23 protein-coding genes and 1 tRNA gene are annotated in these 19,347 nt (G+C 53.3%); 11 read left to right on the top strand and 13 right to left on the bottom strand.

Features of this window, described 5'->3' with window-relative positions; genetic code table 11:
- Positions 1–81 precede the first annotated feature (81 nt).
- Positions 82–321 carry a hypothetical protein gene (locus tag ABWW33_RS28975; RefSeq protein WP_176650207.1) on the top strand — a complete coding sequence of 80 codons (240 nt, stop codon included), beginning with the start codon at positions 82–84 and terminating at the stop codon, positions 319–321.
- A gap of 7 nt (positions 322–328) precedes the next feature.
- Here the strand turns inward: ABWW33_RS28975 and ABWW33_RS28980 are convergent, their stop codons facing one another.
- Positions 329–676 carry a hypothetical protein gene (locus ABWW33_RS28980; protein ID WP_176650208.1) on the bottom strand — a complete coding sequence of 116 codons (348 nt, stop codon included), beginning with the start codon at positions 674–676 and terminating at the stop codon, positions 329–331.
- 133 nt (positions 677–809) lie between these two features.
- Here ABWW33_RS28980 and ABWW33_RS28985 point away from each other — a divergent pair, with 133 nt between their 5' ends.
- Complete coding sequence (locus ABWW33_RS28985) at positions 810–2,075, top strand: voltage-gated chloride channel family protein (RefSeq protein WP_353404870.1); 1,266 nt, start codon at positions 810–812, stop codon at positions 2,073–2,075.
- 9 nt (positions 2,076–2,084) lie between these two features.
- On the opposite strand, the gene ABWW33_RS28990 is transcribed toward ABWW33_RS28985, so the two are convergent.
- Positions 2,085–3,731, bottom strand: coding sequence for a mechanosensitive ion channel family protein (locus ABWW33_RS28990; protein ID WP_353404872.1), 1,647 nt, complete (start codon positions 3,729–3,731; stop codon positions 2,085–2,087).
- A 106-nt stretch (positions 3,732–3,837) separates the two neighbouring features.
- Here ABWW33_RS28990 and ABWW33_RS28995 point away from each other — a divergent pair.
- From ABWW33_RS28995 to ABWW33_RS29005, 3 genes are all read left to right on the top strand, one after another.
- Positions 3,838–3,922: transfer RNA gene (locus ABWW33_RS28995), tRNA-Leu, on the top strand.
- Between the two features lie 160 nt (positions 3,923–4,082).
- Positions 4,083–5,096: a tyrosine-type recombinase/integrase gene (locus tag ABWW33_RS29000; RefSeq protein WP_353404873.1), complete on the top strand. Its 1,014-nt coding sequence runs from the start codon at positions 4,083–4,085 to the stop codon at positions 5,094–5,096.
- 347 nt (positions 5,097–5,443) lie between these two features.
- Complete coding sequence (locus ABWW33_RS29005) at positions 5,444–5,710, top strand: hypothetical protein (protein ID WP_353404875.1); 267 nt, start codon at positions 5,444–5,446, stop codon at positions 5,708–5,710.
- A gap of 735 nt (positions 5,711–6,445) precedes the next feature.
- On the opposite strand, the gene ABWW33_RS29010 is transcribed toward ABWW33_RS29005, so the two are convergent.
- From ABWW33_RS29010 to ABWW33_RS29055, 10 genes are all read right to left on the bottom strand, one after another.
- On the bottom strand, positions 6,446–7,849 hold the full coding sequence (locus tag ABWW33_RS29010; RefSeq protein WP_353404878.1) for a cyclodeaminase/cyclohydrolase family protein: 1,404 nt from the start codon (positions 7,847–7,849) through the stop codon (positions 6,446–6,448).
- 226 nt (positions 7,850–8,075) lie between these two features.
- The gene (locus ABWW33_RS29015) at positions 8,076–9,128 is read right to left on the bottom strand and encodes a reverse transcriptase family protein (RefSeq protein WP_353404879.1); all 1,053 of its coding nucleotides are present in this window, start codon (positions 9,126–9,128) and stop codon (positions 8,076–8,078) included.
- Positions 9,109–9,399, bottom strand: coding sequence for a helix-turn-helix domain-containing protein (locus ABWW33_RS29020; RefSeq protein ID WP_353404881.1), 291 nt, complete (start codon positions 9,397–9,399; stop codon positions 9,109–9,111). Before ABWW33_RS29020 ends, ABWW33_RS29015 begins: the two co-directional genes overlap by 20 nt.
- A gap of 50 nt (positions 9,400–9,449) precedes the next feature.
- A complete protein-coding gene (locus ABWW33_RS29025) occupies positions 9,450–9,683 on the bottom strand; it encodes a hypothetical protein (RefSeq protein ID WP_353404882.1) in 234 nt (77 codons plus the stop codon).
- An 893-nt stretch (positions 9,684–10,576) separates the two neighbouring features.
- On the bottom strand, positions 10,577–11,242 hold the full coding sequence (locus ABWW33_RS29030) for a hypothetical protein (protein ID WP_353404883.1): 666 nt from the start codon (positions 11,240–11,242) through the stop codon (positions 10,577–10,579).
- A 535-nt stretch (positions 11,243–11,777) separates the two neighbouring features.
- Positions 11,778–12,287, bottom strand: coding sequence for a hypothetical protein (locus ABWW33_RS29035; RefSeq protein WP_353404884.1), 510 nt, complete (start codon positions 12,285–12,287; stop codon positions 11,778–11,780).
- A gap of 50 nt (positions 12,288–12,337) precedes the next feature.
- Complete coding sequence (locus tag ABWW33_RS29040) at positions 12,338–12,727, bottom strand: energy transducer TonB (protein WP_353404885.1); 390 nt, start codon at positions 12,725–12,727, stop codon at positions 12,338–12,340.
- A 1,306-nt stretch (positions 12,728–14,033) separates the two neighbouring features.
- Positions 14,034–14,258 carry a DUF6429 family protein gene (locus ABWW33_RS29045; protein ID WP_353404886.1) on the bottom strand — a complete coding sequence of 75 codons (225 nt, stop codon included), beginning with the start codon at positions 14,256–14,258 and terminating at the stop codon, positions 14,034–14,036.
- A 41-nt stretch (positions 14,259–14,299) separates the two neighbouring features.
- Entirely contained in the window at positions 14,300–14,764 is a 465-nt protein-coding gene (locus ABWW33_RS29050; RefSeq protein ID WP_353404887.1) for a DUF4844 domain-containing protein, read from the bottom strand.
- A gap of 79 nt (positions 14,765–14,843) precedes the next feature.
- Positions 14,844–15,392: a hypothetical protein gene (locus tag ABWW33_RS29055; RefSeq protein ID WP_353404888.1), complete on the bottom strand. Its 549-nt coding sequence runs from the start codon at positions 15,390–15,392 to the stop codon at positions 14,844–14,846.
- A gap of 802 nt (positions 15,393–16,194) precedes the next feature.
- Here ABWW33_RS29055 and ABWW33_RS29060 point away from each other — a divergent pair.
- The gene (locus ABWW33_RS29060; RefSeq protein WP_353404889.1) at positions 16,195–16,821 is read left to right on the top strand and encodes a tyrosine-type recombinase/integrase; all 627 of its coding nucleotides are present in this window, start codon (positions 16,195–16,197) and stop codon (positions 16,819–16,821) included.
- A gap of 31 nt (positions 16,822–16,852) precedes the next feature.
- Here the strand turns inward: ABWW33_RS29060 and ABWW33_RS29065 are convergent, their stop codons facing one another.
- Positions 16,853–17,143, bottom strand: a complete 291-nt coding sequence (locus ABWW33_RS29065) for an H-NS histone family protein (RefSeq protein WP_353404890.1) — start codon at positions 17,141–17,143, stop codon at positions 16,853–16,855.
- A 231-nt stretch (positions 17,144–17,374) separates the two neighbouring features.
- Here ABWW33_RS29065 and ABWW33_RS29070 point away from each other — a divergent pair, with 231 nt between their 5' ends.
- From ABWW33_RS29070 to ABWW33_RS29090, 5 genes are all read left to right on the top strand, one after another.
- Positions 17,375–17,737 carry a hypothetical protein gene (locus ABWW33_RS29070; RefSeq protein ID WP_353404891.1) on the top strand — a complete coding sequence of 121 codons (363 nt, stop codon included), beginning with the start codon at positions 17,375–17,377 and terminating at the stop codon, positions 17,735–17,737.
- 164 nt (positions 17,738–17,901) lie between these two features.
- A complete protein-coding gene (locus tag ABWW33_RS29075; RefSeq protein WP_353404892.1) occupies positions 17,902–18,096 on the top strand; it encodes a hypothetical protein in 195 nt (64 codons plus the stop codon).
- Between the two features lie 109 nt (positions 18,097–18,205).
- Complete coding sequence (locus ABWW33_RS29080; RefSeq protein ID WP_353404893.1) at positions 18,206–18,565, top strand: ribonuclease E inhibitor RraB; 360 nt, start codon at positions 18,206–18,208, stop codon at positions 18,563–18,565.
- Between the two features lie 68 nt (positions 18,566–18,633).
- Entirely contained in the window at positions 18,634–18,909 is a 276-nt protein-coding gene (locus ABWW33_RS29085) for a hypothetical protein (RefSeq protein ID WP_353404894.1), read from the top strand.
- Positions 18,910–19,022: 113 nt separating this feature from the next.
- Positions 19,023–19,347, top strand: a 325-nt coding sequence (locus tag ABWW33_RS29090) for an IS110 family transposase (RefSeq protein WP_353404895.1), incomplete at its 3' end; no start/stop codon positions are given.

Genomic DNA, 19,347 nt, shown 5'->3' on the forward strand with positions numbered 1-19,347 from the left:
TTCCTGCTGTGATCGCCGCGCATCCGTGCGCGGCGATGATGCCTCTTCATGATAGTCTGGCTACATCTCAAGGAGAGCATCATGGACAAGATCCACTACAAAGGATGGGAAATCGTGCCGACGGCGCTGCCGACCACCGACCGCCGCTGGACCGCCAGCTGCGACATCGAGCGGGCTGGTGTGGACGGGATTGAAGTGTTCGAAGGCGCGACCATGCAGTTCGTGCGCGACAACGAGGACGAAGCCATCGCCGCGGCCTGCGAAGAGGCGATCCGCCAGATCGACAACATCATCGCCAACCCGCTGGTGCGGCTGGCTTGAGGCGGGTTCAGGATAACGTGATGAGTTTGGCCGAGAGGCCAACCAGGAACAGGACCACGGTGATCTGGCTGCCGACGATCCAGCGAGTCAATGTACGCAGTTCCGACCGTAGCTCTTTGGTCTGGTCAACTTGCTCGGCAAACCGACGGTCCATATCTTGCCTTAATTCTGCAATTTGGCGTCCTTGCGCATCCAGTTTGCTTTGAATAAGTTCGGTATCGGCTTTTTGCCTACGCAGTTCGACCAACTGCGCCTCAACAAGCTTGAATCGATCATTCATGTCAACTCTCAATTCAGCGACCGCTGACACGGTGCTGTCGGATACCGCTTCCAGTTTTGCAAGACGCTCTTCCATCACACAATACTCCCGCCGACCTGAATCCAGGTCAATAACGCGCTGACAAGGTGTTAGACCCATCTGGCCGCCTTTTGATCCATCTCAGCAGGCCGATTGTCGCCGCCGGTCTTATTTGCTAGTATGCAAGCCAATGAGATCATCCCGCTACCCAGAGCAAATCGCCTTGCTGCCGTACATCGGCAAATGGACCTTCATCGCCGGACTGATCGCCGTGCTCAGCGGCACCGCGTCCGCCTTGTTCCTGTTCGCGCTGGACCTGGCCACCAACTGGCGCGAGGCGCACCGCTGGATCATCTGGCTGCTGCCGCTGGCCGGCTTCGCGGTGGGCTGGATCTATCTCAAGCTCGGCAGCAGCGTCGAGGCGGGCAACAACCTGCTGATCGACGAAATCCACGATCCCCAAAAAGTCGTCCCGCTGCGCATGGCGCCGCTGGTGCTGGCCGGTACCGTGATCTCGCACCTGTTCGGCGCCTCGGTCGGGCGCGAAGGCACGGCGGTGCAGATGGGGGGCACGCTGGCCGACCAGCTCACGCACGTGTTCCGCCTGCGCCACGCCGAGCGCCGCATCCTGCTGATGGCTGGCATCAGCGCCGGCTTCGCCTCCGTGTTCGGCACGCCGCTGGCCGGCGCCATTTTCGGGCTGGAAGTGCTGGCCATCGGCCGCCTGCGCTACGACGCCATCTTCCCTTGCATGGTCGCGGCCATCGCCGCTGACCAGGTGGGCATGGCCTGGGGCGTGCATCACACGCATTACGCGATGAACGCGATGGTGCCGATCGGCCTGTTGAGCGTGGCCGCCGTGCTCGTGGCAGGCATCGTGTTCGGCCTGACGGGCATGCTGTTCGCCAAATCCACGCACGCCGCATCGGCCTTCATGAAGCGCCATGTGGCGTATGCGCCGCTGCGGCCACTGATCGGCGGCGTGGTGGTGGCGACGGCGGTATGGCTGGTCGGCACGCGCTACATCGGCCTTGGCATCCCGGTGATCGTCGAGTCGTTTGCGCAGCCGGTGGTGCCGTGGGATTTCTTCGGCAAGTTCGCCTTCACCGTCGCCTCGCTGGGTAGCGGCTTCAAGGGTGGCGAGGTCACGCCGCTGTTCTACATCGGCGCGACGCTGGGCAACGCGCTGGCGCCGTTGCTGCATCTGCCGTTTGCGCTGCTGGCGGGACTGGGCTTCGTCGCCGTGTTCGCGGGAGCGGCCAACACGCCGCTGGCATCGACCATCATGGCGATCGAATTATTCGGCCCGCAGATCGGGCCTTACGCCGCGCTGGCCTGTGTGGTGGCGTATCTGTTCTCCGGCCACGCGGGCATCTACCGTGCGCAAAAGATCGGCCAGTCCAAGCACCGCCTGCCGCCGGTGGCGCGCGACCGCGAGCGGCAAGACAAATCCTGACCGCACTGGCTAGCGTGAAGCCTCGTCCTGCGTGACGTCGATAGGCGCGACGGCCGGTGCAGGATGCCAGTCCTCCTTCGGGATCACGTGCGCCGTCGCCGGCTCCTGCGTGAAGTGCGGCGACGTGATCGCCACGCCGTATTCGTTGAATACGTCGATGATCTGCTGGTGCAGCTGGTTGAGCACCTCGGCGCGGCGGCGCGGCGTCTCCACAGTGGAATAAGCCACCAGCCGGTATTCCGGATAAAAGTCCGACAGCGCGATCTGCATGACATACGGCTTCGGCGTCGTCGCGATGTCTTCGGTGCGCGCGGCCGCCAGTTCCAGCATCGCATGCACCTGACGCCACGGCGTGTCGTAGCCGATGGTGACGGTGGTGTCGAGCACATAGCCGGTGCCGGCATGGGCGCGCGAATAGTTCTTGCTGGTGTTGGACAGCACCCAGGCGTTGGGCATCGTGATCTCTTCACCGAGGCCGGTGCGCAGACGCGTTTCGAACATGCCCACCTCGACCACCGTACCTTCGGATTCGCCGATGCGCACGTACTCGCCTTTGCGCAGCGAGCGCGCATACATCAGGATCAAGCCGCTGGCACCCTGGCCGACGATGCTGGACGCGCCGATCGACACCATCAGGCCGACCAGCACCGACACGCCCTGGAACGCGGCCGTGTGTGCGCCCGGGAGGTAGGGATAGGCCATCGCCAGCGCGAACAGCCAGACCACCACGTTGAAGATGCGGCGGGTGGGCGTGGCGGTGTCGCGGTCCAGCCAGGCGATTTGCAGCTCGCCGCTCTCGACGCGCTTGAATACCGAGGACGCGGTCAGCATCACCATCCGCGCCAACGCGGCGATCACCGCTACCAGCACCAGTCCGGGCAGCGCTTCGACGATGCTGCCGGCGACGCCGGCGGCAACGTCGATCAGGTAATCCTGCAGCCGTTCGCCCCAGCTGCGCGAGTAGGGGACTTTGCCGAGCACGAAAGCGGCCCACAGATAGGTGGCCATCAGGCGCAGGCCCCAGATCAGCAGGTTGACCAGGTGGCGCATGAAGGCCACGTAGTGTTCGATGTCGAGCACGCGCACGTTCTTGACGCGGATCTGACCGAGACGGCGGCTGACGGCCTGGGTCGACCTCTTGCCGACCCAGCGATGCAGCAGGAACAAGCCGCGCAGTACCAGACCGTAAACCAGCGTGGCCAGCGCGCACAACGCGGCGGCGATCAGCAGGTAACGTGGACTGGCCTGTTCGCGGCGCTCGGCCAGCGCCTTGGTCAACTGCGCGGCGCTCTCGCTGGCGACGCTGTCGGTGGTATCGCCGGCCAGCGGGTTGATGTCGGCCGGCGTGACCAGGAACAGCAGGGCGCCGTCGAGCAGCACCTGCGTACCTTCGTTGATCGGACGGATCGAGGTTTGCTGCGCGCCGTTGCGGGCCAGCGCCGCGTCGAGCCGCTTGTGCGCGCCCTCGGCGCGGTCGGCGGGCGAAAATCCCGACAAGCCGGCGCGGAACACGAAGATGGTACGGTTGGCGAAGACCAGCTTGGCCTGGACCGGTGCGGCCGCAGGCGCGGGGGCGGTGTTGTCGGCGGCAGCGGCGCCGCATAGTGTCAATAACAGCAGGAGCAGGGCGGAGAGCAGGCGTCGGAAGGTGGTCATGTTGAATCCGGCAGTATCGATGTTAGCAATCATGCCATGTTATCGGATTCAATAGTTGCCGGTATAGCAGTTATATACCGTTCGTGGCATAATGCCGGGCTGCGTAGCTCCGATGGTGAAATTGGTAGACACTGGAGACTTAAAATCTCCCGCCGCAAGGCGTGCCGGTTCGATTCCGGCTCGGAGCACCAGTCCGCTTTTCTGACAAAGATCATAAAACGCCATAAATCCTTGAAAATCAGGGGTTTATGGCGTTTTTTGTTTGTGGGAAATCACACAAACGTGCGCTTAATACCGCTATTTTGGGATACGCTTTACACAAAATTTACACACGTTTTACACAACTCAGCTATGGCCAGCTACAGCAAATCCGGTAAGGGCTGGCGTGCGTCGGTAGCGGTGCGGGGCACGCGGGACACCAAGACGTTTTCGACCAAAGCCGAGGCGGTGGCGTGGGCTAGTGCGCGTGAGACCGAGATTCGAAGTGGAGTGAATGCGGAGCCTGGAGAATCTAAGACACTGGACGACGCCTTTAACCGCTACCTGCGCGAGGTGTCGGTGCATAAACGCGGACATCGCATGGAGCGGCATCGGCTTGCGGCCATCGCGGATCACGTCGTGGCCAGCCGACGTCTCGGTAGTTTGCGCTTGTCCGATGTCACCTCGGACATACTTGGCCAATGGCGTGACCTACGGCTCCGCGGCACCGCCGCCGCGAACTTCGAAGACAAGGTCCTAGGAGCTTCCGTGATCCGCGAACTCAATCTCCTGTCGCACGTGTTCACGACCGCTCGGCGTGAGTGGAAGTGGATCTCGAAAAGTCCAACCACCGATGTACGCAGACCGAAAGGCTCGGCGCCGCGCGACCGGCGTATAAGTGAAGACGAAATAATTCGCCTATGCGTGGCATTGGGATTCGACGAAGCTCCTGTGAGCACAAAGAGCGGCGCGGTCGCGGTGGCGTTTCTGTTCGCGATTGAGACGGCGATGCGAGCCGGCGAGATATGTGGCTTGAAGCGGAGCGACATCAAGGGGCGTGTGGCCCATCTTCCTCGTACCAAGAACGGTACCAAGCGTGACGTGCCTTTGTCCAGCCGTGCACTGGATCTGATCGCGCTGATGCCCCCAGGTGACACGCTGTTCGGCATCAGCGCTGCGAGCCTGGACGCCTTGTTCCGTAAGGCGAAGGAGCGATGCCAGATCGAAGACTTGAAATTCCACGATACCCGTCACGAAGCGATCACGCGACTCGCAAAAAAACTCAACGTGCTTGAACTGGCGAGGGTTGTTGGACACCGAAACTTGAATGAGCTTCAGACCTACTACAATGAGACGGCAGAAGAGTTGTCCAAGAAGTTGAAGTAATTTCCAAGATGCGGTGTTTGCGGTATGCGTGGGACCTACATCGGAGGAGGAGGCTTGGCGCCAGAGCCGTCGATTTTTAGTACGCGAGTGCAGTGCAGAGGTACGGCTTTCGACCACTGTCGACGTGGTGCGCAAGTTAGACCGTTAAGATCGAAGTCTGATCGGGCGAAAACCTTAAGTCAGCAGGTGCGCCAGTTGAATTCTATACGTCAATTTCTATAATCTTTTTGGCATCGATTTGGCAAATGATTGATGTGGCTTATACCCTTGCTAGATGGCTGACCTCATCATGTGTCTAATGACCGCGCACCTCTCTGCGCGAGCCCATGAGAATAGGTAGGCAAGTCATGAATGATACGGAATTCGTCGAGCGGCTAGCCGAGGCCTTGGCTGGCTATGTGCGGCCGGCCATCCCATTGTCCATTGAATTGTGGGACATCTCTATGATCGCGCAATACCTCAAGCGTGAACCTCAAGTTGTGCGCGAGCGAATGGCTTGCCTGCCGGGCTTTCCGAAGGCGATACGTTTGCCGACAAAATCGGGCAGGGCGCAACCTCTCTACAGTGCAAAGGAGGTAGTCGAATGGGTCCAAAGCTACAAAGAGCGCAACTGACAAGGATCTATTGTTGATTGGCTTCGCTGGTGTGTTCCGGCGCTCGGAACTGGTGGGGCTGCGATCCGAGGATATAGCTTACTACGACAGTGGCTTGGAGCTGCTACTTAGACGGTCCAAGACCGACCATGAGGGAGTAGGACGTACCGTGTTATACCCTATACGCGAGGCAACCGCCGCCCCGTAAAAGCGCTGCTTACTTGGCTCGAATTGGCTAGGATCACGACAGGCCCACTGAACCGGTACGATCAGCTTGTGGGGCGCAAGGCGCTGATACCACAGACCGTCGCGTTGATCGTCAAGTCGTCCGTGCGAATGATGGCAGGTAAAGAGGCAGCAAAGATGGTCGCGGGTCACAGTCTACGTGCGGGTTACCGCACTGAAGCGGCGATGGTTGGACTGCAGCCATATCAAATCAGGGAACAAATTGGCCGCCGGTCAGACGTGACCTTGGCGCGCTGCATCAGACCTGTTGCTAAGCGAAAGACTCCGAGTCTTTTATGAAAAACCATCTCGATATAGCGACGCTTCATTTCATTACACGTCGGGCCATTTCTCCTCGATCATCTTGGCTAAATAGTGATTACAGTGAACGAGATTTTTCGGTGATATCTCATCTATATGGGTTGCGTAAAGTACCCCATCACTGAACACCAAGCCGGCATCTATCAATGTGCTTAATAGCCAAGCGACAGACGATCTTCTTCCTTCGGTGTAACGGGTGGTCGAACTTAGCTAATCCATTCGGAGCAGCTCAAGTTCCTCAAGACGAATGGCCATTGCCGTCATAGAAACTTTGAATTGGCCCACCAACGAAATTACCTGCCGACCATTGAACCGTTCAGCGCCAGCGAGCATCCGCGACAGGCTACGGATATTTTTGATGCGACGACGCGCCTCCCCAAGACCCACGCCAAGAAGTGCAAAAGCAGTGTCATCATTAAGAAAAAACGGGGCATTGCCAAAGACTCTGGAAAACCGCGTCCGAACCAAATTAGCTGGCATTAAGTAGCTGGAAGCAAACTTATCGGCTTCCCTCTCAATTTTGGCTCTCGACTGGGTAGAGCCGTCAAGCGGCCGGTCTCGATGGGCCTCCTTCAAATGGGGGTGAAGGACAACATGACCTAGCTCATGAGCAGCTGTGAACAGGCGCACGTCTTGTTGCATCTGTCTCGACACACTCACTCGACCAGGCTGCGCTTCCAGTAATCCTGCGACTTCAAATGCCCCTACGTTTGAAGAGAACATCCCAAGAGTCTCAACCAGACAAAAGTTATAACCCAGCATTCTTAGGGCAACATCGGGGTTAAGCATATCAACTGGATCCGTCGGCACGCCAGTGTCGGAGTCTATCCACAGATCTGCACGCTTTTGCCATACCAGGGCTTGTAATTCTGATGCCCGCTGTTCGATTTCCTGATCTGTATAGCTACGTTTAGAGCGCGACCAAAGGTCGGCGATGGGGTCGGCTCCGTCGACTCGCAATGCTTCAGTGTCTTCGGAGCGGAGGTGCGCAACACGCGCTAGTGCAGCCTGGTACTTTTCACTTGCAGTCCGCTGTAATAGATCACATTCTTCGCGCCGCTGGCGAGCCCAGTAACTGCCCCGAAATGATTTCAGATTTAGGTTAATAACGAATACCGAAGACAGCACACCCGAGACTGCTGCGCTCAACGCAACTCCTGTGTCGCCACGTGCTCCTCTGAATCCTACATCAAACACTTTTGCGGAAAGGTCTATCAACTCCAAACAGGCGTCGGCAATGCTGAACGGAATTGCCGTCGCAACCTTCAATTGATCGAGCGCGTCCGCAGCGTACTTTCGCTTTTGACGTCCATCAATCGCTTGATCACGCGCCCTGCGTGCGCTGATAACTAAATCAAACGCCTCGGCGTCATCCTGAAACAGCTTGGACAACGTAGGTATTAAGACCGTTTGAATCCTTGTGCAAATCTCTTGCACAGCAAAATGATGAGATCGATATTCGTCCCTATCTAGGGTTAGTTGCCCGACTGTCACTACAAGCTGGGCGGCAAGCAGTCCAATCAAAGCGGCAGCACTGCCTGAACCGGGGGCATGCGTACCTGAACCAAATTTGTTCAATAGGGTATTCGCTGGAAGTCCCAGAAGTGCCTGCATGATGATCCCATTGGGCGCTACGATGAACCAGCCAGCAATCAACTGGTAAGAATCCGACAACGCCTGCCTTGAAGCAGTCAGCGCTGTGGCACTAGCTCACAGCAGGCTAACGGATTAATTAGTTGTTGTCAATCAAGTTACATTTCTACACGATTGGACTTTGTGCCGAGATGAGAGATCCATATTGAGTAATCTGTAAAGCTCCCTGGCAATCAAAGATGTGTATTTACTCTTCCCAAGGCGGCAACTTATGAGTATCAGTTGTTGCTGTGCCCACGCGTTGCGGTACTTGATCAATAATTTGTGAGGGAGTTGCTTCCAACGTCAAGCGAACGACCTTCAGCCGTAGCTTCAGAGCTAAGCCTTCTTTTGCATGAAAACCACCAAGCCTCCCAACTCTGCTCGCAACGCGCGCGAGCTCTTTCTCTATATCACCACTGCGTTCGCCCGCCGCCACCTGCCTTTCAATAGAGTAAACCGCTGAACGTATATTTTGCCGCTGCGCTGGCGTCAGCGCCACACGCCTATTGTTCAGGAGCTTTGTGGTACGCATGGCCTTACGAGCAGTGAAGACTTCATGCTTAGCGCGCTTGGGCTGGAACCCGTGATGCAACAACATGCCAAATACGTCGCTAACAAGTCGAGATTGAGCCTTCACTGGTAGTCGTTGTCTGCTAGAGACGCTAATGTCATCCACGTAACGCGAATACGTCAGCCCGTTTGCGTTAAGCCTTTCCACCAAGCCGGGTTCGTAATTCCAAAAGATTAGGTTAGCCAAGAACGAACTAGTTACAGCACCTTGCGGCAACCCGCCATCCTTAGTCGTCAACCTAGCCAAAATTTCAGCTACTTCATCGGAGAAGCCCATTAGCCCTATCCATATCTTCTTTATAAGACCATAACGACAAGACGGGAAAAAGTTGGCGATGTCCTCCGCGAATGCGATTTTCGCGTCGATATGCATCCCGGCGTTTGTCCGTGGACTGCATCCGCTAAGGCTTCCGTGCAAGTACGCCGGATAAATCACTCGTTTAAGAATACGCTGTTGAATCCGAGTCTGGATAGACTTAAGAACTGGGTATGCGTCAAACGTTTGCCGGATCGTACCGTCTGATTTTTTTTCTTGCTTCGCCACTCGGTACAGCTGATCCGCGCGCTGAGCGTATTTGATTAGTATGTCTTGATGGACACCTAAGGCCTTTGACAAGGCAGATAGCCCGTGGATGGGCTCGAATGGATAGACAGGGTTGAGCCCTGATTTATTCGACGAACTGTTCATCAAGCAGTTCCAACGCTGTTAGAGCTAGCTGTCCCGCTAACGCCTTGTCGATGCCGGCCAGTTCGCCGTGCTCTGCACCAAGGAAAAATAGGATTTCAACTGGTACGCCGAGCCCAGTAGCGATGCTCTGAACGGTAGACATCGTGGGATCACGTTTGGAATTTTCGAGCATCGACAGATAGGATACGGAGCAGCCGGAGCGGCGGGCGAGCTCAGCCTGCGAAATTCCTCGCTTTACCCTACAAGTATGGATTGACTTACCAAGATTCATATTAAACGCCAAAAAGAATTAATGGGCTTGCTGCGCCTTGGCTGAATTCATCATTTCATCCAGTCGTGAATATTGCTGACCAGACGGATGACAAGGCCTAAAACCTGAAGCGCGCGCAAACCCAAATCCTGCTTGCGTTCTGCATTCAGCTGACTGTCAGCTTTCTCAAGCTCGGCAATCACGGCATTCAATTCAGTTACAACGCTAATGTCGAGCTGGCTGTAGTACGTGTCACGAAGGCTTTTCAGCGTCCGAACACTTTTTTCGAAGTTACGTTTAGTCATAATGATTTCCTCAATCCGGGCGAAATTGCCCAGCCCCATAAGCAAAAGCCGGAAGGTGCCAGCCCGACATAACAAGCCCATTACCAGTCACACGTCTTAGAGCACAGCCCCCCATGCAGCCCCCAATGCCGATAACACTGGCAATGACGCTTACGCGGTCGATTGGCTCATCGCACTGGGCACATCGCCCGTTGCGAGACATTTAGCCTACTTCTGGAAGTGGGCAACCCTAAATACAGGGTCGTTTTGCTACCTTTGCGTTTGAGAAGGAAACAACGTATTTCGAAAACCACCCGAGCGGTAACACTCGGCCTGACTGAAGTAGACCACAGCTCTGCAACTGAGTCAATAAATATTCACTGACAGTGAACATTAGGGACCTACGATTCCATACCTCAACACCAGCAATTACTCAGTCGAGCTACTTAGATCTAAGGTGAACCAGCCGGAGCCGTGCCGGTTTAGGTTGACCTAACCTCTAAGCGGGAGAGAGAATTTCCCCACACTCGTTGCGGGCCAAAACCAGCGCTGCGTCTGCCTCTTGCAGCGTTACGCTCGCGAATTAGGAAGCGTGGCTTGGGACGTAAGCGAATTACCGACACAACGAGTTTCGGTCCTCAATTCCCAGATGCAATGTGGTAGGTAGTGCCATTCGCCAACTACCGAAATGCCCCCATAATCGATATTCGTCTCCGTAGGTACTTTCATTGAAACTGCACCATGACGGGAAGGGCGCACAACGGAACCGTAGTGCAAACGTCAGAATTGGGGCACTACGCGGAATTTACGAAACTGCATCGTAAGCCTCTGGTCGTTTCTACGATTCGTTGCCGGTAGCGGGCATCAACTCCATCTGCGTTTGGTACGCCGAATGGCTAGCTTTCAGATTTTCGTCAAGGTGCGTTGTTAACAACCGCCATGACGTGAATAGCCATGTAGTGCAAAAAGTCATCTAGGAAGTTGTCTTTTAGTCCAAGCTTCTGTCCAACGACGCTTTTTATACCATATGCCGATAGCCTGTCTTTTGCCTTTTGGGTGCGGACAACACCGCCACAATGGGTGTAGCAGTTCCGAGCCTCAACGATTGCGCTTAACTTGATTAGCGCCTCATCCGAGTTTGTTGGGCTCGTAAAGCCTTTGACTTCATGGATCTTACGTATCTGCATTAAAGCCTTGTTGCCGATTTTTACAGAGAACGATCCGTGCGTTGCGTCAAATGCGTCGGACCTTGACACTGAAATCGCGTATGCCGCAGCGGCACTGTCGAAAAAAATCTCGAAGGCTGTGCAGAGTTGAATGATGGCCAACCCCAGGACTAGCTGACCATATTCGCCTTTGCCTATCGAGTCGGTCAATTGGGCGACTGTACGGATCGTGGTCATGCTCTCTGAAAAATCGTCGGAAAGTGCAAGCTTGGTGGATGCATGCAGGGCAGATAGATCTATATTCTCGATGAGGCGGGTACCTGCGTACACTGTCGCTATGCGCATGACAAAATCGCGATAGTCATCCAGAGCCGTCAGTAGTGCTGGATTTTTGCTTTTGGGCTCCCAATTCATCGTCGTCCTGCCGTTGTAAAAGTAATTGCCAAGCATAACTCAAACAGGGGAGAAAGAAGTTTTGACCTTGCCTGCCGAGGTCTCCGTCTCGATTTGCGAGAGTTTTGATCCGCCCTAAACCTTGAATTTGCTCCGCCATTTGACTACCGCTGCTAAGAAGGAAACGTCCTCATCATGCAAGGAACGGTGTTGGGTAGCTTCGCAGGTAGCGAAAAATCGATGGGGTAGTTTAGTTTTTATACGCACAATCTCTGTTGAGCTAGGAGATTGCACTACAGGCATTGGCGACTTGATAGCGGTTAGTCTGTCTCATCGACCTATATCTTTATGATTACGCGAAATTTACGTACTCGCGCTCGAGATCTTTGTTTTTGAAAGTAGTTCGGTGCCGGTAGCCGGCGCCATTCAACTCGTCCATTGGGCAGGGGGAGGGCGGTGCCGTTTCGCGACCGGATGAGTCCGTTTTCGCCCCGAAGCCGACTGTCGTTTAATCATCGAAGATTAACGATTTTCGACTGGGCATACACATGCGATTTTATTTCGAAATTTGGCTTTTAAAAGGCATATATTTACACTCGAAGCCGACATATCCATGCTCCCATTCCCATTCCTTTGCTACGCAACGCTCTAAACGCAGTTCTTTTTCGGCAGAATAGATACGGAGTTTGACGAGCATATCGCCATTCTCTTTACAATCCCAGTTAAAAGGCCCTTTAACTGGGAGCTTCTCAGAACCGACGAATAAGTCGCCAATATCAACATAGCCCGCTCCCATGCACATGCCATTGCTTCCACCGAATACCCGAACAGTGATCTTGGCCGCGACGCTTCCAAAGCGACATTTCAAGTCGTGAGTCCCTTCAGGTAGCGCATGAATTCCGTTCATGTCGTCGGTTACAATCGAAAACTCTTTATTGTGTTGGACTACCGCTGCGATTTCGAAACCCGCGCTACCACATCGCGTTGCTGCTCCAAATTGAATCACGTCGGCAAGCGCTGGCTTGCATAACAATAATAGTAAGACACAGAATGCTAAAAATCTCATAGTCGATATTTTTCAAGTTCCGCTATTGGACGAATACTGGCATACTCGGCTCATTCAATTTTCCAAACATATTGCAATTTAATCCAGGACTCCACGGGTTTGCCATTTTCCGTGGCAGCGTGGAATGTGCATGCCCGAAGCCCGACATGCGCTGCGTTGTCGAGGTCTCGAAAACCACTTGACCTAACAATCTTAGAATCGAGCAGTGTGCCATCAGCGCTAACCAGAAATTCCATTGTTACGGCACCGGTCTCTTTATTGCGCAACGAGGCCTTCGGCCAAATTGGTTTGCAACTAGACATGTCCGCGTATGCACGGTAACTAGTCGATTCCGTCGCCTCCTTATTGGCCTCCTGAGCAAGGGATAGATTTGGAACGCACAGGTAACTCAGCGCCCAAAAAAAGACCACTGAGATATAGTTGGAGAACGTAATTTTCATGTCTCAATACGGTAAAGAAAAACCATTTGACTTCAAACTTCTGTTGTTTCCAATAGCGTACGTGCCGTTGTCATCGAAGTCTGCTCTTGGCCGGAAGACGAACTCATCAAGTCTTAGGGGAGCGCATGCGCTTCCAAGAAATTAGTTCGAAACAGGCGCCAATAAACATCAGCGCAGTGGAACTTTTTTCTGCTCCCAAAACGTAGAGAGCGAACGCTGCGATAAGTAAGCCGAGTGTTAATAGGTGTCGCATGATTTTCCTTTCAATACAACTTTGCGGAAGCCGTCTGCTTCTGGCCGACTACTGCCTAGCAATCCGGATTTTCTGAGTAGTAATAGCGTACCCAGAATCTCGAAATAAAGAAAGTAATTGAGCGTCAAGGCTTGCATCACTAAGTCCTTGGGTCTTACCTGGCCCCATCCAGTGCCATACGAGCTCCACTGCCAAACTATCGAGTTCAATGAATTCATCAGCCAGCATTTCCGCCAGGCGGATATTGTGCATAGTCGGGTCAGCGGTGAAAATTCGCCGAAATACTACGCTCGGAGCGTGACCATTTAAGATTTCACCTAACACGTTGATCCTTCGTCATTACTGCAAAAAAGAGTGCACAACCTTTGCGACCGGCCGCTGCTGGCCGAAGGCCGCATTTTTTAATGTATCGGATTTGGTAATGTTCGTCGTTTCGCCTCTGACCAACCTCTGTGAAGCCATCTATCTAGCTCAGAATCCTTAGCCCGCAGCACCCAGTCAGCCATTGAAGTAACGAAGCCTTCAGGACAAGTACCATCGAGAAGCTGCGACAAACAAGCCGTCACTCTATGCTGAATTTCGTTCACTTGTCGAAGCTGAGGAGGATCTATAAGTTCAACTGTACCTGCCTCATAGCTATTTCGTCCCACCACCGTTAATTCAAAGCTCAGCCTAGCGAGGAAGCGCAACTGAGATTCAAGGGGTATGGTTCCAATCCATAAAGCTTCTTCAGCAATTATCAGCATAAGTCAACGATATAAGCAGTCTGCTTCTGGCCGGTTTCGGTCAAGGTCTATATTTTCTTTTCAAGAAAAATGAAATACATAACACGGACACACTTAATGTCGAGAAAATAACCAATGTAAGATGATTAACTTGAAACAACCAATTTAAAGACTTCATAGAAACAAACATACTAAATGCTAATAGAGCAGAGGTGAGACACAATGCCAAAATTAACGCTATAACCCGGTTTTTCATAAATCTATTTTTCCAAAAATAATCTTATTCCGCATGGCCGTTCCTGGCCGTTCGCGCTCTCGTTGCTTTACATTACGCTTCAAAAAGGTCCGTAAATAAGCGACGTGATTCGACCATGCCCTGTTCTGTCAACTCGACCGACTTCGCCTTCCCAACAGGATTTGATATTAGACCTTTTTCGTAGAGGCGACTCATCGCATCCCAATCAAAGGTCTTCCAAGTGTGGTTTTCATCGTGCAGGCCCAGCTGTAAGAGCGCCAGCACTGCCTTGTCGATTTTATCCGTGTCGCGCGTCATGATAACCTCCGCAAGTTGGTTTGAACTTCCGCTGATGGCCGTCAGAAGAACCAGCCATACGGGAATCCGTACCGCCACACATTGAATAGCTCAAAGGAACTCTCGACCCCACACATGTGCATCACTTTCGTAAGGTACACCAGAATTTGGTCACGTTCCTCAGATTCTGAAGTATCGAAATCAGCTAATGAAGCTTTCAGTGCTCTAAGCACGGTCGAACGTTGTGGTCGCAATGGCAGTTCATCAATCAGTGACTGAATTGCCGAATCTACTACTGCCTGTGCAGCTGACCTTTGCGCCTCATTAGCTGCCCCTGGGTAGAACGTGCTGACATCTGGGTCGAACTTATGCTCCAACTGCAAAGTACGCAAGCGCTGCATAACTTCAGGTGTTACAGCTAACTTCTCATCGTTAAACCCAGTGGGCCAAACATAAAAAGTTAGCCCGTACACCCCGGCAAGTACAATCGTCATGACCGCTAAAATCGCACCTGCAAATATCTTCAAAAACAATTCCACTCCTAGTTATTAGTTCACCAAAGCCCAACGAATGGCGGCTTCTGGCCGAAGTTAGACCGTGAGTAGGCTATCGCATTTTGCAATCGTTTACGATTTGAGCGACAAGTTCAAAAAGACGTGTTGCCGTCTGCGGAATGGTTAAAAGAGACCGAACTGTCAACTTGCTGCCAGCGGTAGTTCCCGAAAATTGTGCGACCGCGTATTCTTCCTCTTTCGAAAACGAGGGGGGGCGCATGGTTTGGTTCAAGCCAAGGTCGGCGCGGGCCTGCCATACCATCAGATCACCATACTTTCGGCCCAAAGGGCTCTTGTAAAACGAATGCGCTAGTTCCAATTCTTGCGATGACATAATTTCCCCCGCAGAGTCGGAGAGTATTTCAGTGAAGCTAGAATCTTTAGCTGCTGCGATACACGCGCTAGCTCTCACAAAGTCTGTATCCTCTGCCGCAGCACGAGGAAATAAACTGCGTGGCGCACTCAAAGCAGCCAAACTATCTAAGCGAGCTTCGCGGACCACCATTTGTAATGCAATATTTCCTTGGGCATAGCACGGTTCGAAAATAATCAGTGATATGGCAATCAATGCCGCCGCAAATTTGGGTAATACCGTGTCCATACACCATACCTCCAGAATTCATACTCACTTTTCATCTCCACCCCGGCAGCTCCAAGGGCCAGTGTTGGTCGGAAAAGGTCAATCGCATCCGCCACCCAATGTTACGAGTTGCCACTTCTTATCGATAAATCGCAGCCCGAAAAAATCCCAGCAAGTGTCATTGATGGAGTAGTAGATGACCAAATCCTCTTCCTCTTTGCGAACTGACGGTCCCCACGCTTTCCCAGCAGGAAGCTGTTGTTGGAGTTCATGACGGATGTCCTCCACTGGCTTCTCTTCAACTCCTGTCGGTGCTGCAATCCTGAATACTATGGACTGCGAATGGGCTTTTTCAAACGTCCGCTGGGCCCTTTTCTTGTCTGCACATAGGAACGTCTCAACGAGGTTCCAAGCACTCCCGGCGTGTTGCCTAGTAAGCCCATAGACTTCTTGTCGCAGGCCCGCCTTTGTGTTCGGTGCGCACGCCGCCGGCAAGTCTGGAGGGACGACAACATCCGTATTTGCCGACGTAGTATCAGCGGCACTTACAAACATTATCAGCGAAAAGACCCTCAATTTTATAAACCGCATGTGAGTCATCAAGTTCTAGTGTTCATGATCGGAAGGAAGCGTGCTTCTGAAGGTTCCTATGGCTTACTGGTGAATCTGCTGCGCTTCTGATTGACAGTTCGCTGCTGGCCGAACTCGGCCTAAGTGAACAGGATACCAGCTTGCCGAAATGAAAATGTCACACATTCCCACAATGGGATGATGGCGCTGCCGCGAACGCGCATAGTAGAGCTCCAATCAATGGAGGTCTATCATGGATAACGATACAGAGGTTCGTAAGCACAATGCGCCCTGGAACAAGGGAAAACTAGTTGGGCAGAAGGCACCGTTGAGAATCAGCGAGATATGGGCGATCAGGGTTCGCCTCGAAATCCACGTCCGCCAGCGAGAGCTAGCGCTTTTCAATTTGGCCATCGATAGCAAGTTGCGTGGCTGCGACCTTGTTCAGTTGCGGGTGCAAGACGTCTGCCACGGTAGCCACGTCTCCAACCGAGCGACTGTGATGCAGCAAAAAACAAAGCAGCCGGTGCAGTTTGAATTGACCGCTGGTACTCGCAAAAGCCTGGCTGAATGGATCGCGGTGGCAAAGCTCACGCACAACGATTTCTTGTTCCCCAGTCGCATAGGGGATTCACCACACATCACAACTAGGCAATATGCGCGTATTGTCCATCAATGGTTCGATGAAATAGGGCTAGATCCTACGGCGTACAGTACGCATACGCTGCGCAGAACGAAGCCGACCTTGATCTATCGCCGAACAAAAAATCTGAGGGCGGTGCAGTTGTTGCTCGGTCACACCAAGCTGGAGAGCACCGTGCGATACCTCGGAATCGAGGTCGACGATGCGCTCGAGATGGCCGAACAAACAGATGCATAAATGGGCTTAAGAACGCCGCGCAGCGGAGTAATTATCTAACAAGGTATTGATTTTTGTCTTTGCCTTCGAGCCACTTCGGTGCGCGCCCACGGCCAGTCCAGGTGTTCCCGGTTGTGCCGTCTTTATACTTGATTTCTACTGGTTTGCGTGCGGCCTTAGGCTGCTTAACGCCACCGCCAAAATCGGCCAGCGTCAACCCATATTCCTTCATAATCGCCTGAATCTGTGCACGGGCAGCAGTCAGTTCAGCGCGTCGGGCTTCTTCAGCCTTGGCCTGCAACTCCGCGATTTGCTTTTGGATTTCCTGATAAGAAGTCGACATAGATGGCTCTTTCAATGAATGAGGATGTGCTGATTGTACACGCAGTGATTGAGAACTCAATCTACCGTTGCTCAGGTATATTCCATCGTCAACGCTGCCGAGATACCTCACATGAGTGAGAAAGTGCGCACTTTCCATTTCAGCAAGGTGGTATCCTGCTAGGCGGGACCGAATTCGGCCAGGAACGGTCGCTCAAATTTGAGCCAAGTTTTATAGGAAAGAGATTTTGTAATGCCGCTGAATCATCCAGGAGAAGTTGAGCACTACGCATTTTTCAGGGTGCACTTGGGTTCGCGATTTCAATCAGCGGGTTTGCGGATACAGTTCCATTACAACCAAGAGCCAGGGATACATTTCATTGCCCAGCCGCCAGAAGAGTTCGCTGATGCGATTATGAAGGGCCTGAGTCAGGGGCTTGCTCGTTACTTCCCGAATTTTCCGGATTCTGGCGGTGTGCGCGTTAGAGAAATCACTGCGCATGATGTAGATTCGTCTCAGGAAGCTTTTTATCGCGCAGGTCTGCTGGTCATGAGTCAAGCGTTCGCTTTGGTCGATATCGCCGAATCAGGCGCGCGGATGACGGATGTGGTTTAGAGATGAGTTCGATAGATGCTATTAAACGAAAAAATCATCACTACTTCGTTGACCGCCGCCATTCGGGCACGTCATTCTGGACCGTCAATCCAGAGGACTCCGCCGTATGATGCCGCTCATGGCCAATAACCGACGCTCAAAGCGGCGCGATCCAAGGATGAGTTATGACTGAAAAAAATGTGGCGCAATATGAAGAGTTTATCGACTGCCAGGTGTCCGAGGATGAAGGGCTAATTTTTATCAAAGTCATTGCGATGCCGTATCAAGACCCTGTTGAGTTCAACACTGCGGAAGCTCGTGCGTTTGCCGAAAAAATATTGGATGGGGTTAAGAAAATTGAAGAACGCTTTGGAAAATGATGCTTTGGGCCATCTACAGCTGTCGGCCAAAAAACAGACGTTCGCTATCCGTAGAGGCTGCCAGTCGGCTCGACATCAATAACTTTGTCAAACACTCTCGTCTAAGAACATGATTACACAAGATCAGCTTGAAAATTTTTTCGCCGAGACTAGGGAAACCTACCGGTCGGGACGGTCTACATGGAGTATCGATGGCGTGTGCCGGTGGTCTTATTTCTTCGTTGACACTGATCGAGGCAAACTGCTTCCAATTGCCAAGCATTTGGAAACGTTAGGATATGAGTTTATCGGGACACTTGATCCGGATGAATCCAACGAAACCTCGGCTTACTTTCTGCGGATGGATCGGATTGAACGTCATTCACCACAGTCTCTCCATGAGCTCAATCAGGGCCTCTACGATGTCGCTGCACGTTTCGGGGTGAGTAGCTACGATGGCATGGACGTGGGTTCGGTCGATGGACCATAGGCCTTCTGGCAGCGCAATTTTTGACGCGAATCGGCAAGAAGCCGCCGCTCTTGTTTTTGGAAGCAACTATGGAAAAGCTAGCCGTGTTCCATGAAATTCTAGCTGGCCGCGCCCCAAGCGATGTGTTCCGGCGTATCTTTGCTGCTGACTCGTCGATGAGCAATATTCGCCTCGGTGAAATGCTCGCGGATGAGTTTGCGGAACTAGACAGTTTGGCCGAACAGCTTGTCTGGCGCTGGATGGGGCCTGGCAAGACGCAAGGTCTTAGTGACGCAAATCTCGACGGTCTATTGCTATCAATATTTCGCGATTCTGGTTACTCAGTGCCTGATTGGAGCAAGTAAATTTCTAATGCCGTAATCGGCCAGAAGCAATGGGATGGACTCCTCCTCACCTGCCGGCGTCTGAGCGCCTAAACTGGAGTTTCGACACACCCAGTTGAGAGAAGGAGTCCACCATGAAGATTATCCGCGTCGGCGTCGATCTCGCCAAGAGCGTCTTTCAAGTGCACGGGGTTGATCGTTGCGAAAAGGTTGTATGGCGCAAGAAGCTGGGCCGGGCGGAATGGCTGGCGGCGTTGCTGGAGAAGATTGAACCTGGCTGCGAGATCGGTATGGAAGCTTGCGGCGGCGCGCATCATTGGGCCCGGCAATTGCAGAAACGCGGCTTCGCGGTGAAGCTCATCGCGCCGCAGTTCGTCAAGCCGTACGTGAAGAGCAACAAGAACGACGCGAATGATGCGGAGGCGATTTGCGAGGCGATGAGCCGCCCGAGCATGCGTT

Source organism: Duganella hordei (assembly GCF_040369125.1).
Taxonomy (GTDB): Bacteria; Pseudomonadota; Gammaproteobacteria; order Burkholderiales; family Burkholderiaceae_D; genus Rugamonas; species Rugamonas hordei.

Bases quoted from the DNA above. Each gene is read 5' to 3' on its own strand.
- ABWW33_RS28975 (WP_176650207.1), top strand. From the start codon at position 82: ATGGACAAGATCCACTACAAAGGATGGGAAATCGTGCCGACGGCGCTG.
- ABWW33_RS28980 (WP_176650208.1), bottom strand. From the start codon at position 676: ATGGAAGAGCGTCTTGCAAAACTGGAAGCGGTATCCGACAGCACCGTG.
- ABWW33_RS28985 (WP_353404870.1), top strand. From the start codon at position 810: ATGAGATCATCCCGCTACCCAGAGCAAATCGCCTTGCTGCCGTACATC.
- ABWW33_RS28990 (WP_353404872.1), bottom strand. From the start codon at position 3,731: ATGACCACCTTCCGACGCCTGCTCTCCGCCCTGCTCCTGCTGTTATTG.
- ABWW33_RS29000 (WP_353404873.1), top strand. From the start codon at position 4,083: ATGGCCAGCTACAGCAAATCCGGTAAGGGCTGGCGTGCGTCGGTAGCG.
- ABWW33_RS29005 (WP_353404875.1), top strand. From the start codon at position 5,444: ATGAATGATACGGAATTCGTCGAGCGGCTAGCCGAGGCCTTGGCTGGC.
- ABWW33_RS29010 (WP_353404878.1), bottom strand. From the start codon at position 7,849: ATGCAGGCACTTCTGGGACTTCCAGCGAATACCCTATTGAACAAATTT.
- ABWW33_RS29015 (WP_353404879.1), bottom strand. From the start codon at position 9,128: ATGAACAGTTCGTCGAATAAATCAGGGCTCAACCCTGTCTATCCATTC.
- ABWW33_RS29020 (WP_353404881.1), bottom strand. From the start codon at position 9,399: ATGAATCTTGGTAAGTCAATCCATACTTGTAGGGTAAAGCGAGGAATT.
- ABWW33_RS29025 (WP_353404882.1), bottom strand. From the start codon at position 9,683: ATGACTAAACGTAACTTCGAAAAAAGTGTTCGGACGCTGAAAAGCCTT.
- ABWW33_RS29030 (WP_353404883.1), bottom strand. From the start codon at position 11,242: ATGAATTGGGAGCCCAAAAGCAAAAATCCAGCACTACTGACGGCTCTG.
- ABWW33_RS29035 (WP_353404884.1), bottom strand. From the start codon at position 12,287: ATGAGATTTTTAGCATTCTGTGTCTTACTATTATTGTTATGCAAGCCA.
- ABWW33_RS29040 (WP_353404885.1), bottom strand. From the start codon at position 12,727: ATGAAAATTACGTTCTCCAACTATATCTCAGTGGTCTTTTTTTGGGCG.
- ABWW33_RS29045 (WP_353404886.1), bottom strand. From the start codon at position 14,258: ATGACGCGCGACACGGATAAAATCGACAAGGCAGTGCTGGCGCTCTTA.
- ABWW33_RS29055 (WP_353404888.1), bottom strand. From the start codon at position 15,392: ATGGACACGGTATTACCCAAATTTGCGGCGGCATTGATTGCCATATCA.
- ABWW33_RS29060 (WP_353404889.1), top strand. From the start codon at position 16,195: ATGGATAACGATACAGAGGTTCGTAAGCACAATGCGCCCTGGAACAAG.
- ABWW33_RS29065 (WP_353404890.1), bottom strand. From the start codon at position 17,143: ATGTCGACTTCTTATCAGGAAATCCAAAAGCAAATCGCGGAGTTGCAG.
- ABWW33_RS29070 (WP_353404891.1), top strand. From the start codon at position 17,375: ATGCCGCTGAATCATCCAGGAGAAGTTGAGCACTACGCATTTTTCAGG.
- ABWW33_RS29075 (WP_353404892.1), top strand. From the start codon at position 17,902: ATGACTGAAAAAAATGTGGCGCAATATGAAGAGTTTATCGACTGCCAG.
- ABWW33_RS29080 (WP_353404893.1), top strand. From the start codon at position 18,206: ATGATTACACAAGATCAGCTTGAAAATTTTTTCGCCGAGACTAGGGAA.
- ABWW33_RS29085 (WP_353404894.1), top strand. From the start codon at position 18,634: ATGGAAAAGCTAGCCGTGTTCCATGAAATTCTAGCTGGCCGCGCCCCA.